Annotated in this window: 12 protein-coding genes; 2 read left to right on the top strand and 10 right to left on the bottom strand. The window is 61.5% G+C overall.

Going from position 1 to position 18,080, the window contains the following annotated elements; translation table 11 throughout:
• The 8 genes from AC1DRP_RS23085 to AC1DRP_RS23120 form a co-directional block, all read right to left on the bottom strand.
• Positions 1–366: hypothetical protein (locus tag AC1DRP_RS23085; RefSeq protein ID WP_476769661.1), on the bottom strand; the 366-nt coding region annotated here is incomplete at its 3' end.
• Positions 367–495: 129 nt separating this feature from the next.
• A complete protein-coding gene (locus AC1DRP_RS23090) occupies positions 496–1,815 on the bottom strand; it encodes a hypothetical protein (RefSeq protein WP_476769662.1) in 1,320 nt (439 codons plus the stop codon).
• A 13-nt stretch (positions 1,816–1,828) separates the two neighbouring features.
• The gene (locus tag AC1DRP_RS23095; RefSeq protein WP_476769663.1) at positions 1,829–3,340 is read right to left on the bottom strand and encodes a S8 family peptidase; all 1,512 of its coding nucleotides are present in this window, start codon (positions 3,338–3,340) and stop codon (positions 1,829–1,831) included.
• Between the two features lie 562 nt (positions 3,341–3,902).
• A complete protein-coding gene (locus AC1DRP_RS23100; RefSeq protein WP_476769664.1) occupies positions 3,903–4,811 on the bottom strand; it encodes a hypothetical protein in 909 nt (302 codons plus the stop codon).
• A 177-nt stretch (positions 4,812–4,988) separates the two neighbouring features.
• On the bottom strand, positions 4,989–6,965 hold the full coding sequence (locus AC1DRP_RS23105) for a peptidoglycan-binding domain-containing protein (protein WP_476769665.1): 1,977 nt from the start codon (positions 6,963–6,965) through the stop codon (positions 4,989–4,991).
• 601 nt (positions 6,966–7,566) lie between these two features.
• Entirely contained in the window at positions 7,567–9,894 is a 2,328-nt protein-coding gene (locus AC1DRP_RS23110; RefSeq protein ID WP_476769666.1) for a serine protease family protein, read from the bottom strand.
• Complete coding sequence (locus AC1DRP_RS23115) at positions 9,891–11,240, bottom strand: hypothetical protein (protein ID WP_476769667.1); 1,350 nt, start codon at positions 11,238–11,240, stop codon at positions 9,891–9,893. The genes AC1DRP_RS23110 and AC1DRP_RS23115 overlap by 4 nt, the downstream gene beginning before the upstream one ends.
• Positions 11,237–12,058 (bottom strand): hypothetical protein, encoded by an 822-nt coding sequence (locus AC1DRP_RS23120; RefSeq protein ID WP_476769668.1) that lies wholly within the window; start codon positions 12,056–12,058, stop codon positions 11,237–11,239. Before AC1DRP_RS23120 ends, AC1DRP_RS23115 begins: the two co-directional genes overlap by 4 nt.
• Positions 12,059–12,151: 93 nt before the next feature.
• Between AC1DRP_RS23120 and AC1DRP_RS23125 the strand changes: the two genes are divergently transcribed.
• Both AC1DRP_RS23125 and AC1DRP_RS23130 read left to right on the top strand, forming a co-directional pair.
• Positions 12,152–12,868 carry a hypothetical protein gene (locus tag AC1DRP_RS23125; protein WP_476769669.1) on the top strand — a complete coding sequence of 239 codons (717 nt, stop codon included), beginning with the start codon at positions 12,152–12,154 and terminating at the stop codon, positions 12,866–12,868.
• A gap of 185 nt (positions 12,869–13,053) precedes the next feature.
• Positions 13,054–13,728 carry a hypothetical protein gene (locus AC1DRP_RS23130; RefSeq protein WP_476769670.1) on the top strand — a complete coding sequence of 225 codons (675 nt, stop codon included), beginning with the start codon at positions 13,054–13,056 and terminating at the stop codon, positions 13,726–13,728.
• Positions 13,729–14,092: 364 nt separating this feature from the next.
• Here the strand turns inward: AC1DRP_RS23130 and AC1DRP_RS23135 are convergent, their stop codons facing one another.
• Together AC1DRP_RS23135 and AC1DRP_RS23140 are read right to left on the bottom strand one after the other, a co-directional pair.
• Positions 14,093–14,257, bottom strand: coding sequence for a hypothetical protein (locus AC1DRP_RS23135; RefSeq protein ID WP_476769671.1), 165 nt, complete (start codon positions 14,255–14,257; stop codon positions 14,093–14,095).
• 914 nt (positions 14,258–15,171) lie between these two features.
• A partial coding sequence (locus AC1DRP_RS23140) for an efflux RND transporter permease subunit (RefSeq protein WP_476769672.1) occupies positions 15,172–18,080 on the bottom strand: 2,909 nt, incomplete at its 5' end.

Consider the following 18,080-nt stretch of genomic DNA (forward strand, 5'->3'; position numbering starts at 1 on the left):
CTTTACTTGTGAATCCCAGGCTGCAACAACTTCAGCGGGTGCGTCGACAAGTTTTGTAGATGGAACTTGGATTGTCGTTACAATATCTCTAGTTCGACCGAAGTTTTGAATCGACGGAGATGGTACTTTGACTATCTGTTTCCTTTCCTCTATCGTTGTTACGATTTGACCAGAGGGCTTAGGTGGTAGTTGTGGCCGGGGAATATTTTTCTTGGCGGCATCAATGATTTCTTGAGAGGCGTCCCCTTGCTCGTGAGGTAGCATCGCAAAGAGTGTGCCGCCGTAGAAAGCTGCCATACCGACGATGGCGATCGACACAACGAACACCAGAGTAGTCCCTGCTCGCGACATCAGGCGTTCTCCCATGTTGATCTAATCCCAGCATGACCTTTGACAATGACTACCAAACACTTCGGTGCGAGCCCTACGTGCCCTGGACTCTGCCTTTGTGAAGCACACGACATTCCACGACAATGCTCATACAAGGCACTTGCCTTAGGTCGCGTCCTTAATCGCATGCCAAACTAGCGAACTGACACGCTCGTTATCGACATCGTTGTGGTTGGCGACGATATTGTCGGCGAGGACGTTGTTGACGAGGCCGGGGGCGATTTCGGGCAACCGGTTTCTGTCGGCCGTTACCCAGACGCATTCGCCATCGCGCATTGCCAGCGCGCCGTTCGCACCCAGTCCGCCGTAAAGATCGCGCGGGCCACCGATGAGGTCTCTGACGCCGACCCCCTGAGCGATCTCACCTGAGATCTTGGAGGCGACGGCGTAAAAAAAGCCAACTGCGCTATCGTGACGCGAGCGCGTGATCATAATCGGTCCGTTTACGAGATGGTCGTCAATGATGCGCCTGAATCCGCCAGGGACCCTATTGGGCCCCACATCTCGGCCGAGGCCATTGTGCGAATAGGCCCCTTGCAACAAGCAGAGTGACGCGGCCTTGAGCGTCTGCGAAGCGGCAACCGTCGCCGATACCAGCCTCGCGCCGAAGCTGTGCCCGATAAGATGAACCCGCACACCATCGAGGTCCTGCGCCTCTAAAGTGCGGCAAAGCGCTTTTCCAACGTTGCCTGCTCGCGCCTTCATCTCGAAATAGGTGGCCTGGTTCAGCAGCGAGGCCACCGCCGCCTTGCCGCCGCGCAGCACGCGAGAACCTGCCGCGGCAATGGTGTCGCCGAGGCCAGCCGCGCCCCCGCCTCCAACAGTCTGTACCGGGGGAACGTCGCCACGCTGCTTAAGTGCGTCCACGGCGTCGCTACCTCGGATGCTGCAGAACTCGCTATGCTCGTTGCGAACCTCCTGATCAGACGCCATCGTGAGGGACCGGCGAAGATCCTCCAGAAAGCTGTCGGCCACGCCCCCGCCGCCGGCCGCGTCCAGCGCCTGCTGAACAAAAGCGGCCTTATTATCGATGCAGAGATCATCGGCAATCTCGCTCGCAAACGCCTTTAGGGCCGAACGCGATAGGTCCCCTCCACTCGCCGCTGCCGCGCCGCCCACTTTGGGCACGCCTCGATCTGCAGGCAGGATAGTAAGGTCCTCGCGGTAGCGGAACGCCGGCCAGTACACCCCGACGACCGCAAAGCGGCGTGCTGGCAAACTCATGCCGCCGCGCGAAGCGGCGACCATGTTGCTGATCAACTCGGTGTAGAGTTTCGTTGCATTGGCCTCGTCATTCTTCCAGCCATGGCTCAAGACCAGGAGATCGGTGATCCCGTGGGGCAGGAGTTTGCGGCCAGGCTCCTCCCGTTCACCATCCTTGTCCAGTAGAAGCGCAGCGAAAGGAATGCCGGCTATCGCGTCCATTTCGGTATCCCCTTCAGATAGATTGCATCGCACGCAGCAGATCGAGCAGGCCAGATCCTTGGAAGTCGGCCTTGCGCTTGAGATCGGTCGCGCTGCTAACGAAAATCGCTTTGACTGCCTCCGCCCGGCCGATGAACTCGCCCCGGACCGACAACAGAGCGGCGACAGCGCCGGCGACGTGAGGGGCGGCCATGCTGGTGCCGCTTTCCTCTCGAAAGTAGGCGATCGTCGGATCGGGCGTGATGCCAGCCTCGTCCAGCGCCTCGGTGGTGTGCGACGCGCCGATCGCTGCGCAAGAGAGGATACGCTCACCAGGCGCTACCAAGTCCGGCTTGACCCGCCCATCGGCGGTGGGCCCGCGAGACGAGAAAAAGGAGACACCATAGCGGTGCGGCGCCTCGCCGTGGGTGGCCCCGACGGTGATCGCCTCTTCGGCGTTGCCCGGATCGTTGATAGACTGATCGAGGCCAACGCGCTTCAACATATCTTCGCCGTCTGGCTGGATCATCGTTGACCCGTCGTTTCCTGCTGCTGCAACGACGATCACGCCGCTGCGTGAAAGCCGGTTGACGACAGTGCAAAGCGGGCTCTGGCCGGCGGCGTACCAGCGCGCGTCGAACGGATAGCCGAGGCTAAGGTTGACGCAGTGAACCTTTATGCGGCGGCCAAAGTCGTTGAGTTCCTCGACATGTTCGAGCGCAGTAATGAGCGCGCTAGCATAACCTTTGCCCGCATCGTCAAGCACCTTGAGGCTCAGCAGCGTTGCCTGGGGCGCGATGCCACGCAGCACCGAGCCCGACGCCATCACACGAACGATCGTCCGCACGGTGTCGTCGGTGCCGCGCTCCTCGAATACACGCGCCATGCCGCCTTCGTCCGTGCTTGTCCTACCGGCAATGATTCCGGCGACATGGCTGCCGTGGCCGAAGCGATCGACTGTGGGGGCGTTCCCGCCGGTGAAATCGCGATGCGCTAGCCCCAAAGGCAGGCTGAGATTTTGGTAGCGCACGAAGTGGCGGTGCGTCTCGTCTATTCCGCTGTCCATCACTGCAACGACGATCCCTTTGCCGTCCGCGCCGAAGGCTGTGAGGCAGGCGTCGGCTTTCACCGTGCGGACCGAACGATCGAGGAAGGGCTTTAGTGGCTCGTCGCGCCAGACCTTGTAGATCGGAGAAGGCTCCGCGCCCGTATCCGTGGTGAGGTCTGCGATCTCTCCCAGTGTGAGGGTGGCGAATAGGAAGTGGCGACTGGTATCGGGCGGCTGAACGCGGTCTGATATGTTCTGGAGGCGAGCAAGGACGGCACTCTTCGCTTCTGGAATTCCGCCCGGATAGTCAGGATTGAGTTCGATAATGGCGCGGCCGGCGGGTTCCTCCGGACGGGCTGCTGCTGCTTTTTTGGTGGAGCCTCGCGTCGCGCGACTGACGGGCCGCGGCGGCTTCAACTCGCGCGCGAAGTCGGGCACCACCAGATAACGCGCAAACTGCTTACGCAATTCTTCGCGGTCATTGTCTTTGTCTGCCACGACGTTTCCTTCTTCCAATTATGTATAGCCATCTTGTGAGTGCGTTGGCAGGAGGGCAAGATTTTAGAGGAATCGAAGTTTTACTGGATCAAAGCAGCGCCATGACCAAAGGGATACCTGGTGCGATACCTAGTGCCCTTGCTAGCATCGTTACATCGATTATCGGACCAGTTTCTAGATGGGAGTGGGTGTCCTCCCAGGCGACGACGGAATTCCGGAATGGGGGCCGGGGACTGATCGAGGAGAAGGCGATCGCGATGTGCCCGAAGTATCGCATTAGTATCCAGTTAGGCTGTGGCTGGTGGATGGTCAGGCAGACCGCGCCTCGCTGATGAGGCCTGCACAGGCGCACTATGACGTGCAAGTTGTCCGCCATCGTAGCGGCGTCGGTCTCCGCACCTACAGATTCACATATACGGCCGATCGGATGCGCAAAGTCACGCTGCGGCTTGGGAAAAAGTGGCGTAGCTCGTTTGATCACGCGGTGGCCTCGTCATGTCTTGCGTCAGAAAACGGCCCGTCTTGACGAATTTCGGTTCTACTAAGGGAATTTGCCTGCTCGCTATGACGCGCCCTTGCACCGTAATGGCAGCGCGAGCGCGGTCTTGCTCGCATGGTGCAGATTGATCCCGTTCGCGAGATCCTCCTGCAATCCAATGAAAAGGTCGAAGGCCCGCCGCGCCGCATTGCCCGGCATGAGGCCATCCAGCGTCTTACATTTGAATGAGATTTCGGCGATCTCCTGTTCCTGTTCCGCATCACCGAATTGCCAGAGCGTCAGTGCGAATTTGCCAGTGATATTGTCACCTAGCCTGACCTTCGCCCCTTTGAAGACGAACTCGCGAATGAGGGGACCGTCGTAAAGTACATGGGATGGAGAGAACCGGGCTCCCGCGCGCTGCAATTGATCCTCGAGAGTTGGGAAAAGCACGAAGATGTCCGCGAGCGTGCAGGGTCTCCGCCCCGCAGGGCAGGCTTGGCTCGTCGAGAGGGAGAACCGGCTTCGCATCGAGCGGGGGCGGGAGACAGCGATGCTTCCGTTCTGATGATGGGGATCGGAGATTTCGAGTGGCGCTATATCCTCTTCAAGCTTTGTTTGCGCGCCTCCCTCCGATCCGGACAAATCCGTCGAAGCCACGACAAACATGTCTGGCATGCGTAGCTTCAGAGTGATCTCGCCAATTGAAGCTGCACGTGCGTCCGAATGGGCCGAGACACGCTCTCGCAAAGCGTAGTCCTTGTTGGTCAGCACGCAGCCTTGCGTATCGCGGAACCTAATGAGCCGCTCCTCAACGGTCAGAAACGTTTGTTCATGCCTCGGCTTATTGCCATCGCGGGGGTCAAGTCGCCTGACGATGATCGGTCGTAACTGACGTTCCCAGAATGCTCCCACCGCTTCAAGCGAGGGTTGTGGCGCTGATCGCGGCTCAAGTAGAAGCTTGTACTCACGCGCTTTGAGTTCGTGCTGCATGCTCAATTGTCCCCCAACCTTTGACAACCGGCTTGAGTGCCGAACACACGCCCGCTTTGTTGAACCAGGGATAATTCACTTACGAATATTCCACGGGAAAATAGCTTCTCCTGTCAGTAAACCTAGCTCGCGCCCACGCGCTACGCGACCTTTGTTCAAGCCGCTCTGAGTATCAACTCACCGCAAGATCTCGTCGCCTGGCATCACTGCCGTGACAAACCGATAGGAGTGATTGCTGCCATATCGCGGATCGCTTTTAATAAGGGACATGAACTTGCGATGTCCGTCTCTAGTGCGACCGACGAGGCAACCGGCGCTTGTTCGTCCGAGATCATCCTTCGGCGCGTCGTAACCCCAATGCTGATTAATCCCGAATAGGCCCTGGTCGAGCTGATCGCCTGTCCGCTTAAAATCCTTGTTCAGGTCTCGGTATACGCTGACTGGCTCGACTTGGACGAGCGCTTCATGCGCCGATGCGGGGGAGGGCTGATGAATTCCCACAGCCCATGCCTTGTACTGATTGAAGGCGATACGAGCAGCGCCCTTCGGGTTCATGGGACTCATTGTCCAAATTTTGCCAGGCTCGCTCGTACCGTCCCAAATCGAGTTCTCGACATCGAGCCGTCCATCATCGCCAACCGAGAATACGATACGAAGGTCGTTGAATTTGTTTGGAGCGTCGTCGTTCAGCGTGCCCTCACGGTCGACGCCTTCCAGGTAGATGATGTTCTTGCAATCAGGGTGCCGGCAAATGAAGTAACGCTTTGCCTTCATGTAATCGATGACTTTGTCGAACCATGTGCCGAGCGACACGATTTCCGGTAAGAGGGTCACCGGCGACACTAACCTCTGCGCGATGGACCTGGTGAAGCCGTCTCGTAGTGAAAGTCCGTTTCGGTCGCAGAACTCACTAAGCGCCCAAGCGGAGACGGGACCAAATTTTCCGTCGGCCGGCGGGTCGAGATAGCCCAACTCAGTCAAGCGCCATTGGATTGCTTTGGCCAGCGCAACGTTGGAACTCAGGTTCGTCACGAGAATTGGCGRCCCGTCGAACAGTGCCAGCGCTTTGGTCCCCTCGCCACCCGACGACGGATCACCCGCTGGGCTCTTACGGAATCTGGAGGGTTGGATATTTTGGTCTATGTAGCCGTTCAGCCAATTCCGGTACGCTTGGGTCGTGTCGCCGTTCGCCGCATCCACGAAACGTTGTGCCCTGCTGGGGCCGACTTGCGTGACAAGATCACTGAAGCTGTAGACGTTGGAGCCCTTCAGGAATGCCTGCGCCCCTGCTAGCCCCTCGTGATGGGCGAGATAGATGAAGCGGGCTTTCTCGTCGTCTCCGATGTCAGCGTCTACAAGGCTCGCTTTGATCAGGGCGTTCAGATTGAACAACCCATACTCCGCAGCCGCCACAATGGAGAGCCCCGGATCGAAGCGGAGGGCCAGAAGATCATCGTCGCGTCCAGCCACTATGGTGTTAGCAGCGGTAACGTACCCCTTTCCTTTCCCTCGCTTGTTCAGCAGCGTCTGGGCTTTCTTTGCCTCCCCAAGCCAAGTTGCGGCCAGGAACTGAGTCAGCCCCGCCGCGCTGCTTGAGTCGGCCTTTGAGTTCTTGTCCCATAGCCCATTTGATAACGTCGCCGCCTCCGCGCTGATCAAAGCCGCGATCGCAGCGGCATCGATCCCAGTCCGCATGTGTGCATCGAGTATGTGGGCTCGATAGAGTTCGTTGGGTCCGAGATCGAGCGCGCTCCCTTCTTCCTGCTCTCCTTTCTCATCGGAAGGAGGGGGATCGTGAGCGTCATCCGAGTTGATCCAACCAATAGCGACGCTGCCGTCCGCAAGCTTGATATCGACCTTGAGCCAAGGGGGCAGCTTCAATCGTACGCCGACGATGTCACCGACGACGGTTCGCGCTTCGCCTTCAGGCTCATCGAAAAGCTCAAGTGGCTTAGCCTTGATCTCTCTGATCGCGTCAAAATGGGTCCAGCCAAGGTAGGTTTTTCCGTCCCTGGCAATCGATCCCTTTATCCAGGGCTTAAGCTCCCGCACGCCGGAAATTCTGTCGTTGATCTCAAGCCAAAGTACTTCTGGAGAAGCGTCATCAGGATCGGGCCGGAGCGACGTCTTCGTGACTACGATATAATCCACCATGATTGCCTCGCAGTTTCTCTTACCAGTTCTTTTCGGGCCGAGATGCAAGCCATGTCCGGATACCTAGACCAGAGCCGCCCGTAGCGGCGGTGCTGAAATCTGCATCTAGGCTTACCCAGGGCGCCTTCTCCAATGCCCATGGCCTGTCGGCTTCTTGATTTAATCGTCGAGGGACTCCCCGGCTCCAGATGACGCCAACACGCCGAAGGAAGCGAGAATTGCCATAGATGTCATCGAAACACTCCGGGGAGTGAAGGGGCAGAAAATCCGGCACTTCAGACAATGCAGAAAGCGGAACCACAAACTGACAAAATCAAAAGACTGCCAGCCGGAAAGCCTGCGATAAAGAATGCGGAGACTAAGGCAGAAAGCGAATTCGGAGATTAAGCTGAATATTTATAGAAACGTCAAGCTAGGCCATCTGTTGGGAATGAATACGGCATATGGCCAGAGTGTTCGCGGTATCCCTTGCGGAAGCAGATTGCCGGCGAAGGCAGATGCCCACTAAACGGCCTCCGGCAAAGCCGGGTGGTTCACCCGCCGGGACCCGCACGGTGCCCTTCAGAGGACGGTGCCGGCATCACGCCGGCTCCGCGCGCTGTCATTTATTTTGGCAGGTTGATGCCAGGTCCCGGAGTGAACTCACATCAATCGCGATGATTTCGCCGGTGTTATTCTCTGGGCCGTGCGTTCCCCTCGCAAGCACCAGGTCCCCGGCCAGCGCCAGTTGGCTCCCGAAACTGTCCCATCCCTTTTTCTGCTCCTGGACGAGAGTGACCGCTCGAACGCCTGACGGCTGCCCGACGTCGAACACGTGCAGCGCACCCATTTTCTCGTCGGTCCAATCCTTGGTGCTGCTCCAACGTGGATCGCCTACGACGACAAGCCCGCCAGCGACGAGGACCTTCGGCACGGCATAATCAGAACGTTCGCGAGCCCAAGGCTCGTAGGTGGCGGTAGTCCTGATGATCTGGTGAACCTTCCATTGCAAATCCTGATGATGCAGCTCGACGCTGATCTGGCCGGAGCTTTTCTTCAGAACCGCCATTTTCCCATCCCTGATATCGAGATCGAGGACGACATCGTCAGCGCGCAACTTGACGCCCCCATCCGGCAGCCAGCGATCGCCGTCGCGCTTGAATATATCGATGCCGCTGCCAATTCCTGTTCCCAAATCATGACCATAGATCGCGAGGTATGGATCATTGAAACTGAGAACACGACCGCCGATGTATCTTCCGGCCAGCTCGCTGAGGCTGATTTCCTTCTTTACTTCTGCGTCGTTGCCGAGGAACAGCAACTTCGCCATGTCACCCCGCCTTGGAGGCACATAGGCGAGCCAGCCCTGCTGAAACCTGATGGCGGCGTTCCGATCGAAGGTGCCGCTCAGCTTGACTTGCTGGCGCTCGTCAGGGCGCCACAGATTGATTGCGGAGATGTACCCCGCGCTTATGTCGCCGCCCTCCAATTGAGTAGAGATTACGAACAGATAGTTGGCGCTGAGGGTGGCCTCGGAACGCCAGGTCATACCCTGTTCTTGGTTCTGCCTTTCGCCAGCGACCTGCAAGCCCGTCGGAATGAGCTTCCAGACAAGGTATTTTGTGCGCTTTTCATCTAGCGGGCCGTAGTCGACGGAAGCCAGCACAAGGTCTCCCGAGCTGGATAAATGATCCGCCATGAGATCTCCAGCGCGCGCCTGGGGATGGACGAAGGTTCGCCAATCTCGCGAAACCAGACAGGCCGGGCCATCGATGTGGGACACAACCGAGGGGGCCGGGAAGGCGGGGGAGTAGCCCTTTCCGGTGCTGGAAAAGCCGTGCTTTTCAAATTCAGCGCGAAAGTCGGCGATACGATCCGGATGGCTGAGAACCAGATCGACCGGATAGGGCCGGAGCCGCAGAAGATCGAGCAGCGCTATCCAATCGGCGGGCGGATTCATTCCCACAGCAAAGCCGTTATCGGCGACCGTCTTGAACCAGAGTTCACGACAACGTTCCCACTCCATGCAATCGAGACGCGCCGCGCGGCTTTCCCAGCCGCGCACGAGATTTTCCAGCCGGCACCTGTAGGCGGCGCCTAGCTCGGACGAATCGCGTAGCGGCTGGTTCAGCCGGGTGTCGCAGCCGTCTGCAGCGGGTACCGCCGCCGTCGGCGCCCGCTGCACCAGAATGTTGGGGAGCGTGGACGAGCCTGGCGAAGCGCGGCAGGCGAGGCCAGCGGTGTCGTATCCATGGGTCGGCGGCAGCGCCGTCMCCGCACACAGCGCCGCCGTGATTTCCACGCTGGGCCATGCGGCGACGTGATCGTCTCCGAGCACCAGCCCTACGATCCCGGCCTGCGTGACGACCGGGCTTCCCGACATGCCTTGCTCGGTAAATCCCTGGGTCTCCAGCTTGAGCGTCTTGCGGTCGATGCATCCGCCCGCCCGCAGGCAGGCATCGGCAAACCAGAACGGTCCTACTCCGCTGCCGACCGGCAGAACGTCTGTCACGCGCACGGCATGAAATCGCGAACTTGGGGCTGGCTCTCCTTCTGTCCATGCCGACGGCACGGCTCTGAGGTCCGGTGCGCAGCCCGCATCAGCGACGATCACTGCGACGTCGAAGGCTGGAGAGTCGCCCCGCGTCACCGAATGGACCGAGAGCGCCTTCGGGGTCGACGCACATCCGTCCGGCACGCGGGCCCATCGCAACGAAGGAGCCGGCAGCGAGGAGTCCAGAACGGACTCCACGACATGTCGCGCGGTGGTGATCATTATCAGCCCGCCGGAACCAGCGGTGACGTAGCCGGTCCCTCGCCTCCCGGCATCGATCGTGACGACACGGGCCGCGGCACGGTCGAGGGCCTCGCCGAGCGGCATTTCTCTCGCGCGCGCTATGCTGGTGAGCTGAAGGAGGGCCAACGTTGCAAGGATTGTGCATCGCATCATGAAATCCATCTCCTCAACAGTTGAGAAAGGCTCCACAAGTTGGCTATCACGGACGTCGCTGCGCCGAGCAGCAGTGCTAGCCCGGGGTCGGCGGTAAGAATGGCGAGGTAGCTCACGCCGATTTTTCGTTCCCCCACAGGCCCGACCAGATAAACAGTGCCGACCCCGCCTGTATCGCTCGCACGCTGGGTAACCTCGAAGTTCCCGTTGGCGATCGGCTCGACGGCCACGCGCCAGCGCAGCTCGTTCCGCGTCGCGAGCGTAGGGCACTGGCGCTTTCCCAGTACCTCGTGCCCGACATGGCGCACATCGATCAGGGGTAAGCTCAAGCGCTGCTCGAAGTCGACTGTGCCTGCGATCACGGAGCAACGCGCAGGCGGGCCGGGCGACAGGAGTGCATTCGCGGCAACAGTCTCGAACGAGACGCGGCTCGCGTCGAGCACGACGCGAGGCAGGAGGGCGCTCGCCGGTGGCCGGTCGCGATCGCCTGGCTTCAGTTGGATCAGCATCTCGGCATCGCCTTGCTCTTGCCTCGGAGCCTGAAACGTCAGCCTGGTCGGCAGCCGCCATTCGTTGCCCCCGAAATGGMTGCAGTCGCCCGACAAGTTAGGCATCCAGGGCAACGCCGCTTGCAGCGTCCACGCGCCGTCACCGCCAAGCCGCAACTGGTCAACATTTGCAGCGCCTGGAGTCTTAAAGGCCGAGAGCGTTAGGGTAGAGCCGGAAGCGAAGGTCAGCGTCAGCCCTTCGGGCTCGTGTAGCCGTACCAGCCGGTCGATCGCGATCGGTGGGCAGCGCTGCGCTACGCCGCCGTCGGACGCGAGAAGGAGTGCCTCGGCACTGCCGTTGATCCGGGCGTTTAACGCCGCGATCGGCGGGAAATTCGTGAACTTCAACGCTACGGCATCTGCCTCAGGGGCTGCGGTGACGGCGACATGATCGGTCTCGGCGACGATTGCCAACGCCGTTGTGGGGGCGGTGCGCGATCCGTACACGAGGACCGCCGCCGTGATGCAGACGATCGCCAGAGCTGCGGGATATTGCCAGGCGCCGATCGGTTCTTCCTTCGGCTTATCGTTCGCTATGGCGGCAAGCGCGATCAGATCCACCGCCCTCAGGCCCTGACCTGCCTCATCCTGAACCATGTCGGGGGCGGGTGACACGAGACCCGTGTTGCTGCCGGGGTGCGCCGCTTGCTGAGCGGTCGAGCCAAGGATCGCGACCACTCGACTGAGATAGGCCGTCCGCCCCGCTTCGAGTGCCGCCGCCGCAACCGCCGCACGCCTTTCCTTTACGGCATCCTGCTCGGTCGGCCGCCGGCGCAAGAGGTCCAAGAACATGCTCATGGTGCGAGCACCATGTCGAACGTGACCGCCGTGGCCGTCGCAGGATCGCAGCCTTGCTCGGAGCTCGTGCAGGCGCGCAGCAGAAGTTGGAACGCCGAGGGCATGCCGTCGGGGATCGTCACCTCGATCAGCTCGACCGAAGCGACCTTGGCGTCCAGGTTCACCTCGCCCGCAGCGAAGTCCGGTTTCAGCTCAGCGTTCAGTGGCAGGTAGGTTGCACGGGCTGCGGCGAGCGGGCGTGCCGACAACAGCCGAACGCGGCTGGCACTTCCTTGCGCGGCTTGCGCACCCGGCGGTACGAAGCGCACTGGCACGTAGACGAGCTGCCGATCGGCGGCCGGATCGGCAGGCCGGTAGGCCACGAAATCAAAGGTCAACATGGAGGCGCTGTTGCGAAACTGCGCGACGTCCCAGGATTTCGCTCGACGGTCGGTGAAATCGCCCGCGAGAAAATACCGTCCCCCCTTCAACGAGATGCCGCGGAAGCGAAGCGGTCCTTCCACCGTGCTGCGCAACTGCGGCAGGGATATCTGCACCGGGCCGGAGCCCTCCTGCAACTGCCGGTCGGTCGGTATCGGTTTGGCGACGAAACCGGCAAGGTCGAGCACTGCGGCCGACTGGCGTGGCGAGATCAGACCTTCGCAAAGCTGGCTGTTCACATGCCAGCGATAGTTCTTCTGCGAAGGCGCCGCAGCTGGTTCCTGCAGCCCGCAGCACCAGGCCGAGGCGCCAGTCCGCGGGCAATAATCGGCGTGGGCTTGGGGCGCTGCGATAGCGAAAGTAGCAATGGCGAACGCCGTTGCGACGGTCGGCTTCACTGTATATCCCTCCCATATTGCTGCTGTCGTAGATTTCACGGCATAGTTGTCCCCTAGCTTGCGCTGGTTTGGTCCCGGAGTTAAGGGGGATGCATGCTTTTTGGGCGTCGCCTGATTGCGTTGTGTGGCTTCGCCATGCTGGCCGTGTCGGCGAATGCGCAGCCGTCGGAAGCCGAGCATCTGAAGCGGGCGCTCGCGCTGGTCGAAGCTTATCGATCGTCGCTTGATCTGTTGACCGACCTCGCGGACGACCTGACGCCGCTGCGACGGTTGCGAGCTGCCGCGCCTGCGCTTGCCAGCCTGACAGACCCAGGCGTCAGCGACGACCTGCTCGCGAGGTATGCGCCCAAAGACAGGAACGGCAGGCCGCTCACCGGAGAAGCGGAGCTAAACGCAGTTGAGCGGTTCCGCTATCTCATGGCAGATGTCGCGTCTGGCGCGGGCAGCATGGAGCGCTGCATTGCCGCGATCGACACGCTCGAAGCACAAGCCGGCGGTTTCGTGTTCCTGCCGATCGGACATGCCCTGCTCGCCAACCGGTTTCTACCAGCGCCGGTCGTTGCCGGGGGGTTACGCGCGGCCGATCTGATCGGCCGGCCTGCAACATTGTCTCTACAGGAGATCAACGAGCTCCAATCGGCTCTCGCTGCCGCAGTCAGCTTCCGTGAGATTGAGCGCCGCAGTGCAATGGCGTGTCATGAGATCGTCGCGCGTTACACCGACATACGGCTTCGCGACGATGCCGACGTACAGTTCATCATTCGACTCGACGCCAGGATAGCGCGTACGCAAATTCGCCTGCTGCAATAGCGTGGTAAATCGCGCGAACGACGGCGTTTGCGTGAGTTCACGGAGGGATAGACGTGTTGGTCCCATCTACAATGTCGCGCCGGCTGCTCGCTAGTGCCACAGCGATCGTGGCCTGGGCGATGGGTAGCTGCGTTGCACCCGCCCAAGGGCTGCTTCCCGATCTCCCAGTGTGCGAGCGGGCTTCGGTGCCGAGTGTCCCGATCGGCGAGCAACTCGCTCGCGCCGAAGAGCTGCGCAAGGCCGCCAAGAAACTCGAGGCGTTCGATTACGATCGCTGTTACGGACTCGGTAGATCGTGCTTCGGACAGGTTGAAAGCCCGATAGGGGTAGAGGACGAATCCTACCGCACGTGTGGTCAGTTCTCAGTTCGTGAGCGCTCAACCTTCGACGTGTGGCTGCCGCTTAAGAGGCGGGAGATCGCTTGCATAATCGAAAACCTCAGCCAACGCGCCGATGCGCTGCAGCAGGCGGCACTGGGGCCGCAGGCCGCGGCAGAAACATCGCCGGTCGCTGCTGTTATCGCGCAACTCGCCGGTCAGGAGCGGACGCTAGATGGGGCGACGCTTGGCCGGTTGGCCTCCGGCGCCACGTGGTGTTCGCTGCCAATCTTCCGAGTTCGCGCCCTTTGTGCCGATGGAACGGGAGCCGTCGTAGATGGCCGAGGCCAGCAGGCGTTAACGTGGCAGGTCGTTGGCGACCGGATTTGCCTTGCCACGTTTKGGGATGCGCAGTCCTGTTTTAGTCTCCGCATTGCGGGAGGCAGACTCGCACTGATGACTGAAAAGTCCGAGCAAGCCGACTTGATTGCGGTAACGCCCGGCGTCGTTGAAACATGGGCGCGAAGCTGCCCTCCAAAGTAAATTGGGGCGCGCCGCACTGCGGACGCGCTTGCGCGAACGTGCTCGGCAATAAGTAAGTAGCGTGAGGCATACAGTTGAATACCTTGTCCACTTTGGGGCGGGCGTTTCTGACGCTGGCAAGGTCCGCTTTCCAGCAGCTTGATTTGAGCGGCAGCAAATGACCGGCCCGCTTGTGTGGACCGGCTGCATTTCACAATGGGTTCGGCGCGATGACTGAAGTCGCTCATGTGTACCCGACCAACTGATCGGCTCCCGGGCCGTGGCCATGATGGGGTACGCACGCACCTTTGGCCTTATAGGAGATCGGCCGTTTCCAGGCTCAGGGTGCACAAATTAATCCGTTCGCGAACTCCTTGGGAAGTTGTTAGACGGCGATCGCCTCCTTGTGCGTGTCGAAGGATTGTCCATTACGCAGCACGCTCCAGCTGATACGGGCGAGCGTAGTTGCCAGCTTGTTACGGTGAAGCCGCGCGGCCGCTTCCTTCAACCAGTTGCCGAAGCTGAACTTCCCCCTGTTGTGCGGCCTCATGATGATGACCTCCGCCGCCTTGATGAACAGCTTGCACAGATAGCTGTTGGCCTACTTCGAGATGCACCCGAGCACGGTTCTGCCGCCGGTACTGTACTGCCGCGGGACGAGACCGAGCCAGGCGTCAAAATCGCCGCCCCCGGCTCGAAGGCTTCACCATCGCCGACCGCGGCCACCAGGGCAGTCGAGATGATCGGCCTGACATCCGGAGCGCTCACGAGCCGCGTGCAGGCGGCCTGCTCGGCTGCGATCTTCCCGATCTCGGCTGCGATCGTCTCGATTCGCTCGTCGAGCCCCAGCCAATCGTTGTAGAGGCCGACGATCAGACACGCTGCGCCCCGCGACGAGACCTGAGATCCTGCGCAGGCGTTCCGGAGCAGCGTCCAGGGTCTTATTCATGGCAAGCGCGGGACGACGGCAGGCTGTCCATTCGCCACAGCGCGCATTCGTTAGGGGAGGGCGACCTCAACCGCCTTCACCGCAAAATGCGCGCGGAAGGAATGGCCAAAGGGTCCTTTGCAATGGCAGCACGAATTCCTTGACGCGGTCACGCCGAAGCGCTCAATCTGGCCACATCGAATGGCTGTTGAGTATGGCACGCGTGCGCTAGCTCTCTGGTRAGAGAGATTAGCAATTTCAATTGCTTATGAGAAAATCGGCTGAGAATCCCTCCGTCTCCGCCACTTCTAACCTCTTGAAATCGCGTCGCTAGGCCAATTCCTTCGGCGCGGCCGGGTCACAGGTGTCGGGCGCGTTCGAGCGAGGACGCTCTATCCGGGGCCACAATCGATTCCGGCCGCGTTCGCGTCTTGCCCAACATCGCCCCGAAGGAGTGTCTTGTCGCTCGGTCGGATTGCAGCCCCCTCGACGGTCACCGTCGCACATCCCGGTCCGAACGCCCACCGCGTCAGACCCTATTCTGCAGGACTATGCGGCTTGGCCACCGCTTCGCCAGCCTGCGGTGTCGCCGCCTCTGCGATCGGCTTCGGCCGCGTCGAGGGGCGCAGGCGTTCCCGCATCGATTGGAAGAAGACGTAGAGCGGCGGGATCACGAAGATCCCGAGCAGCGAGGCGAAGATCATGCCGCCGAAGACCGGCGTGCCGACATTGCGCCGGGCGAGCTGCGAGGCGCCAGTGGCGATGACGAGCGGCAGCAGCCCGAGGATGAAGGCGAAGGAGGTCATCATCACCGGGCGGAAGCGCAGCCGGGCGCCTTCCGCCGCGGCCTCGAGCAGCGGAACCCCGCTCTCGCGTTGCTCCTTGGCGAACTCGACGATCAGGATGCCGTTCTTCGCGGCAAGGCCGATCAGCACGATCATGCCGATCTGGGCATAGACATCGAGTGTCAGGTGCCCGAGCACCATGAAGGCGAAGGAGCCGAGAATGCCGATCGAGACCGAAAGCAGTACGGGCACCGGAATCGTCCAGCTCTCGTAGAGCGCGACGAGGAAGAGGAACGCGAAGAGCACGGCGAAGGCGAGGATGATCGGCGTCTTGCCCTCGGCCCGCTTCTCCTGAAAGGCGGTATCGGTCCATTCTCCGGCATAGCCCGCGGGCAGCACGCGGGCCGCGACCTCCTGCATGGCGTTGAGCGCCTCTCCCGAGGAGACGCCGGGCGCCGGGCCGCCCTGGATCGTGACGGCCCGCAGGTTGTTGTAGCGGATCAGCGCGGGAGGACCGACGACGACGTGGATCTCCAGGAGGCTGCGCAGCGGCACCATCTTGCCGTCGGCGCTGCGGACATTGATCCGGTAGATGTCGTCGATCGAGGCGCGGTCGACGGCCTCGGCCTGGAGTTGCACCTGCCAGGTCCGGCCGAACAGGTTCATGTCGTTGGCGTAGTAGCCGCCGAGCGAGGCCTGCAGCGCCTGGAACACATCCTGAAGCTTGACGCCGAGAATCTGGACCTTGTTGCGGTCGATATCGAGATAGATCGACGGCGTGGTCGCCGAGAAGGTGCTGAACACCCGCGACAGTCGCGGGTCCTGGTTGGCGGCAATGGTCAGGCCGCGGACCACCTGTGCCAGGGTTTTGGGGTCGCCGCCGCGCAGATCCTCCAGCACATAGGTGAAGCCGCCGCCGGTTCCCAGGCCGATGATCGGCGGTGGCGCGAGCGGCATCACGGTGCCGCCCTGGACCTGCGCGAATTTCGGCGCCAGCCGGCGCATGATGGCGGGCACGCCGAGATCGGCCCCCTGACGCTCGCTGAACGGCTTGAGCGTCACGACCATGATGGCGGAGTTCGCCTGCGAGTAATTGTCGATGAAGTTGAGGCCGACGACGGAGGTGTAGTCGGCGACCGTCGCCTCGCCCTTGAGGATCTCCTCGGCTTGCTGGACCACGGCCGAGGTGCGCCCGACCGCAGCGCCGTCCGGCAACTGGACCACCACGAAGAAGGCGCCCTGGTCATCCTCGGGCAGGAAGCCGGTGGGGGTGAATTTCGAGAGGCCGCCAATACCCACCGCCGCGATGGCGACGAGGACGAGGCCCATCACGGAGAAGCGGACGATGCGCGCGACCACCGCGCCATAGCCGTCGCGGACCCGGTCGATGCTGCGCATCACATAGCCCATCAGGCCGCGCCTTGGGCCGTGATGGCGCTTGAGCAGGACACCGCACAGCGCCGGCGAGAGCGTGAGCGCGTTGATCGCCGACAGCACCATGGCGACGACGACCGTCACGGCGAACTGGCGAAACAGCTCGCCTGCGATGCCGGGAATGAAGGCGACGGGAACGAAGACGGAGAGCAGAACGAGCGTAATCGCGATGATCGGCGCGGTGATTTCCCGCATGGCGACCTTCGTCGCCTCGCCCGGCGTGAGCTCCGGCCGCTCCTCCATCACGCGCTCGACATTCTCGACCACGACGATCGCGTCGTCGACGACGATGCCGATGGCGAGCACGACGGCCAGCAGCGAAACCGAGTTCGCGGAGTAGCCGATGGCGTTGAGGACGATGAAGGCGCCGATCAGGCTGACGGGGACCGCGAGCGTCGGGATGAGCGTCGCGCGGAAACTCCCCAGGAACAGATAGACGACGATGACGACGAGCACGAAGGCCTCGAGGAGCGTCTTCTTGACCTCGTCGATGGTGGCGGTGATGAAGGCCGTCGGATCGTAGGTCACCTTCCATTCCAGGTCTTCGGGAAAGCTCTTGGCGAGCTCCCTGACCTGGGCGCGGACGGCGTCGAGCGTGGTGATCGCGTTGGCGCCGGGCGCCTGGTAGAGCGCGATCACGGCTGCCGGGCTGCCGCCGAGGCGGGTGTCGCGGTCGAGATTATTGGCCCCGAGCTCCAGCCGCGCGACGTCGCCGAGCCGCAGCACCGAACCATCCGGGTTCGTGCGCAGGATGATGTTGGAGAATTCCTCGGTGGTGGCCAGCCGTCCCTTGGTCTGGATGCTGAGCTGAAGCTGCTGGTCGTCGGAGATCGGCCGTCCGCCGATCCGGCCGACGGCGGCCTGCACGTTCTGCGACTGGATGGCGGCGATGAGGTCGCCGGTCGTCAGGTTGAGTCCGGTCAGTTCGTCGAGCTTGATCCAGGCGCGCATCGCATAATCCTGCGCGCCCCACAGAGCGGCATCGCCGACGCCCTGCGTGCTCTTGATCCGGTCGAGCATGTTGATGGTGACATAATTCGACAGGAAGAGCGGATCATAGGTGCGCTTCGGCGAGTAGACGGCGAGCACGCCGAGAAGAGCCGAGGACTTCTTCTTGACCGTGACGCCCTGGCGCTGGACATCCTGCGGCAGCTTCGACAGGGCGATCTGAACGCGGTTGTTGACGTTGACCGCGTTGATATCGGGATCGGTGCCGAGCTCGAACG

The sequence above is a fragment of the Allobosea sp. 01N443 genome (assembly GCF_056399325.1).

What these genes read in the sequence shown, in the direction of transcription:
- AC1DRP_RS23090 (WP_476769662.1), bottom strand. Translation starts at nt 1,815, where the DNA reads ATGGACGCGATAGCCGGCATTCCTTTCGCTGCGCTTCTACTGGACAAG.
- AC1DRP_RS23100 (WP_476769664.1), bottom strand. Translation starts at nt 4,811, where the DNA reads ATGCAGCACGAACTCAAAGCGCGTGAGTACAAGCTTCTACTTGAGCCG.
- AC1DRP_RS23125 (WP_476769669.1), top strand. Translation starts at nt 12,152, where the DNA reads ATGCTTTTTGGGCGTCGCCTGATTGCGTTGTGTGGCTTCGCCATGCTG.
- AC1DRP_RS23135 (WP_476769671.1), bottom strand. Translation starts at nt 14,257, where the DNA reads ATGAGGCCGCACAACAGGGGGAAGTTCAGCTTCGGCAACTGGTTGAAG.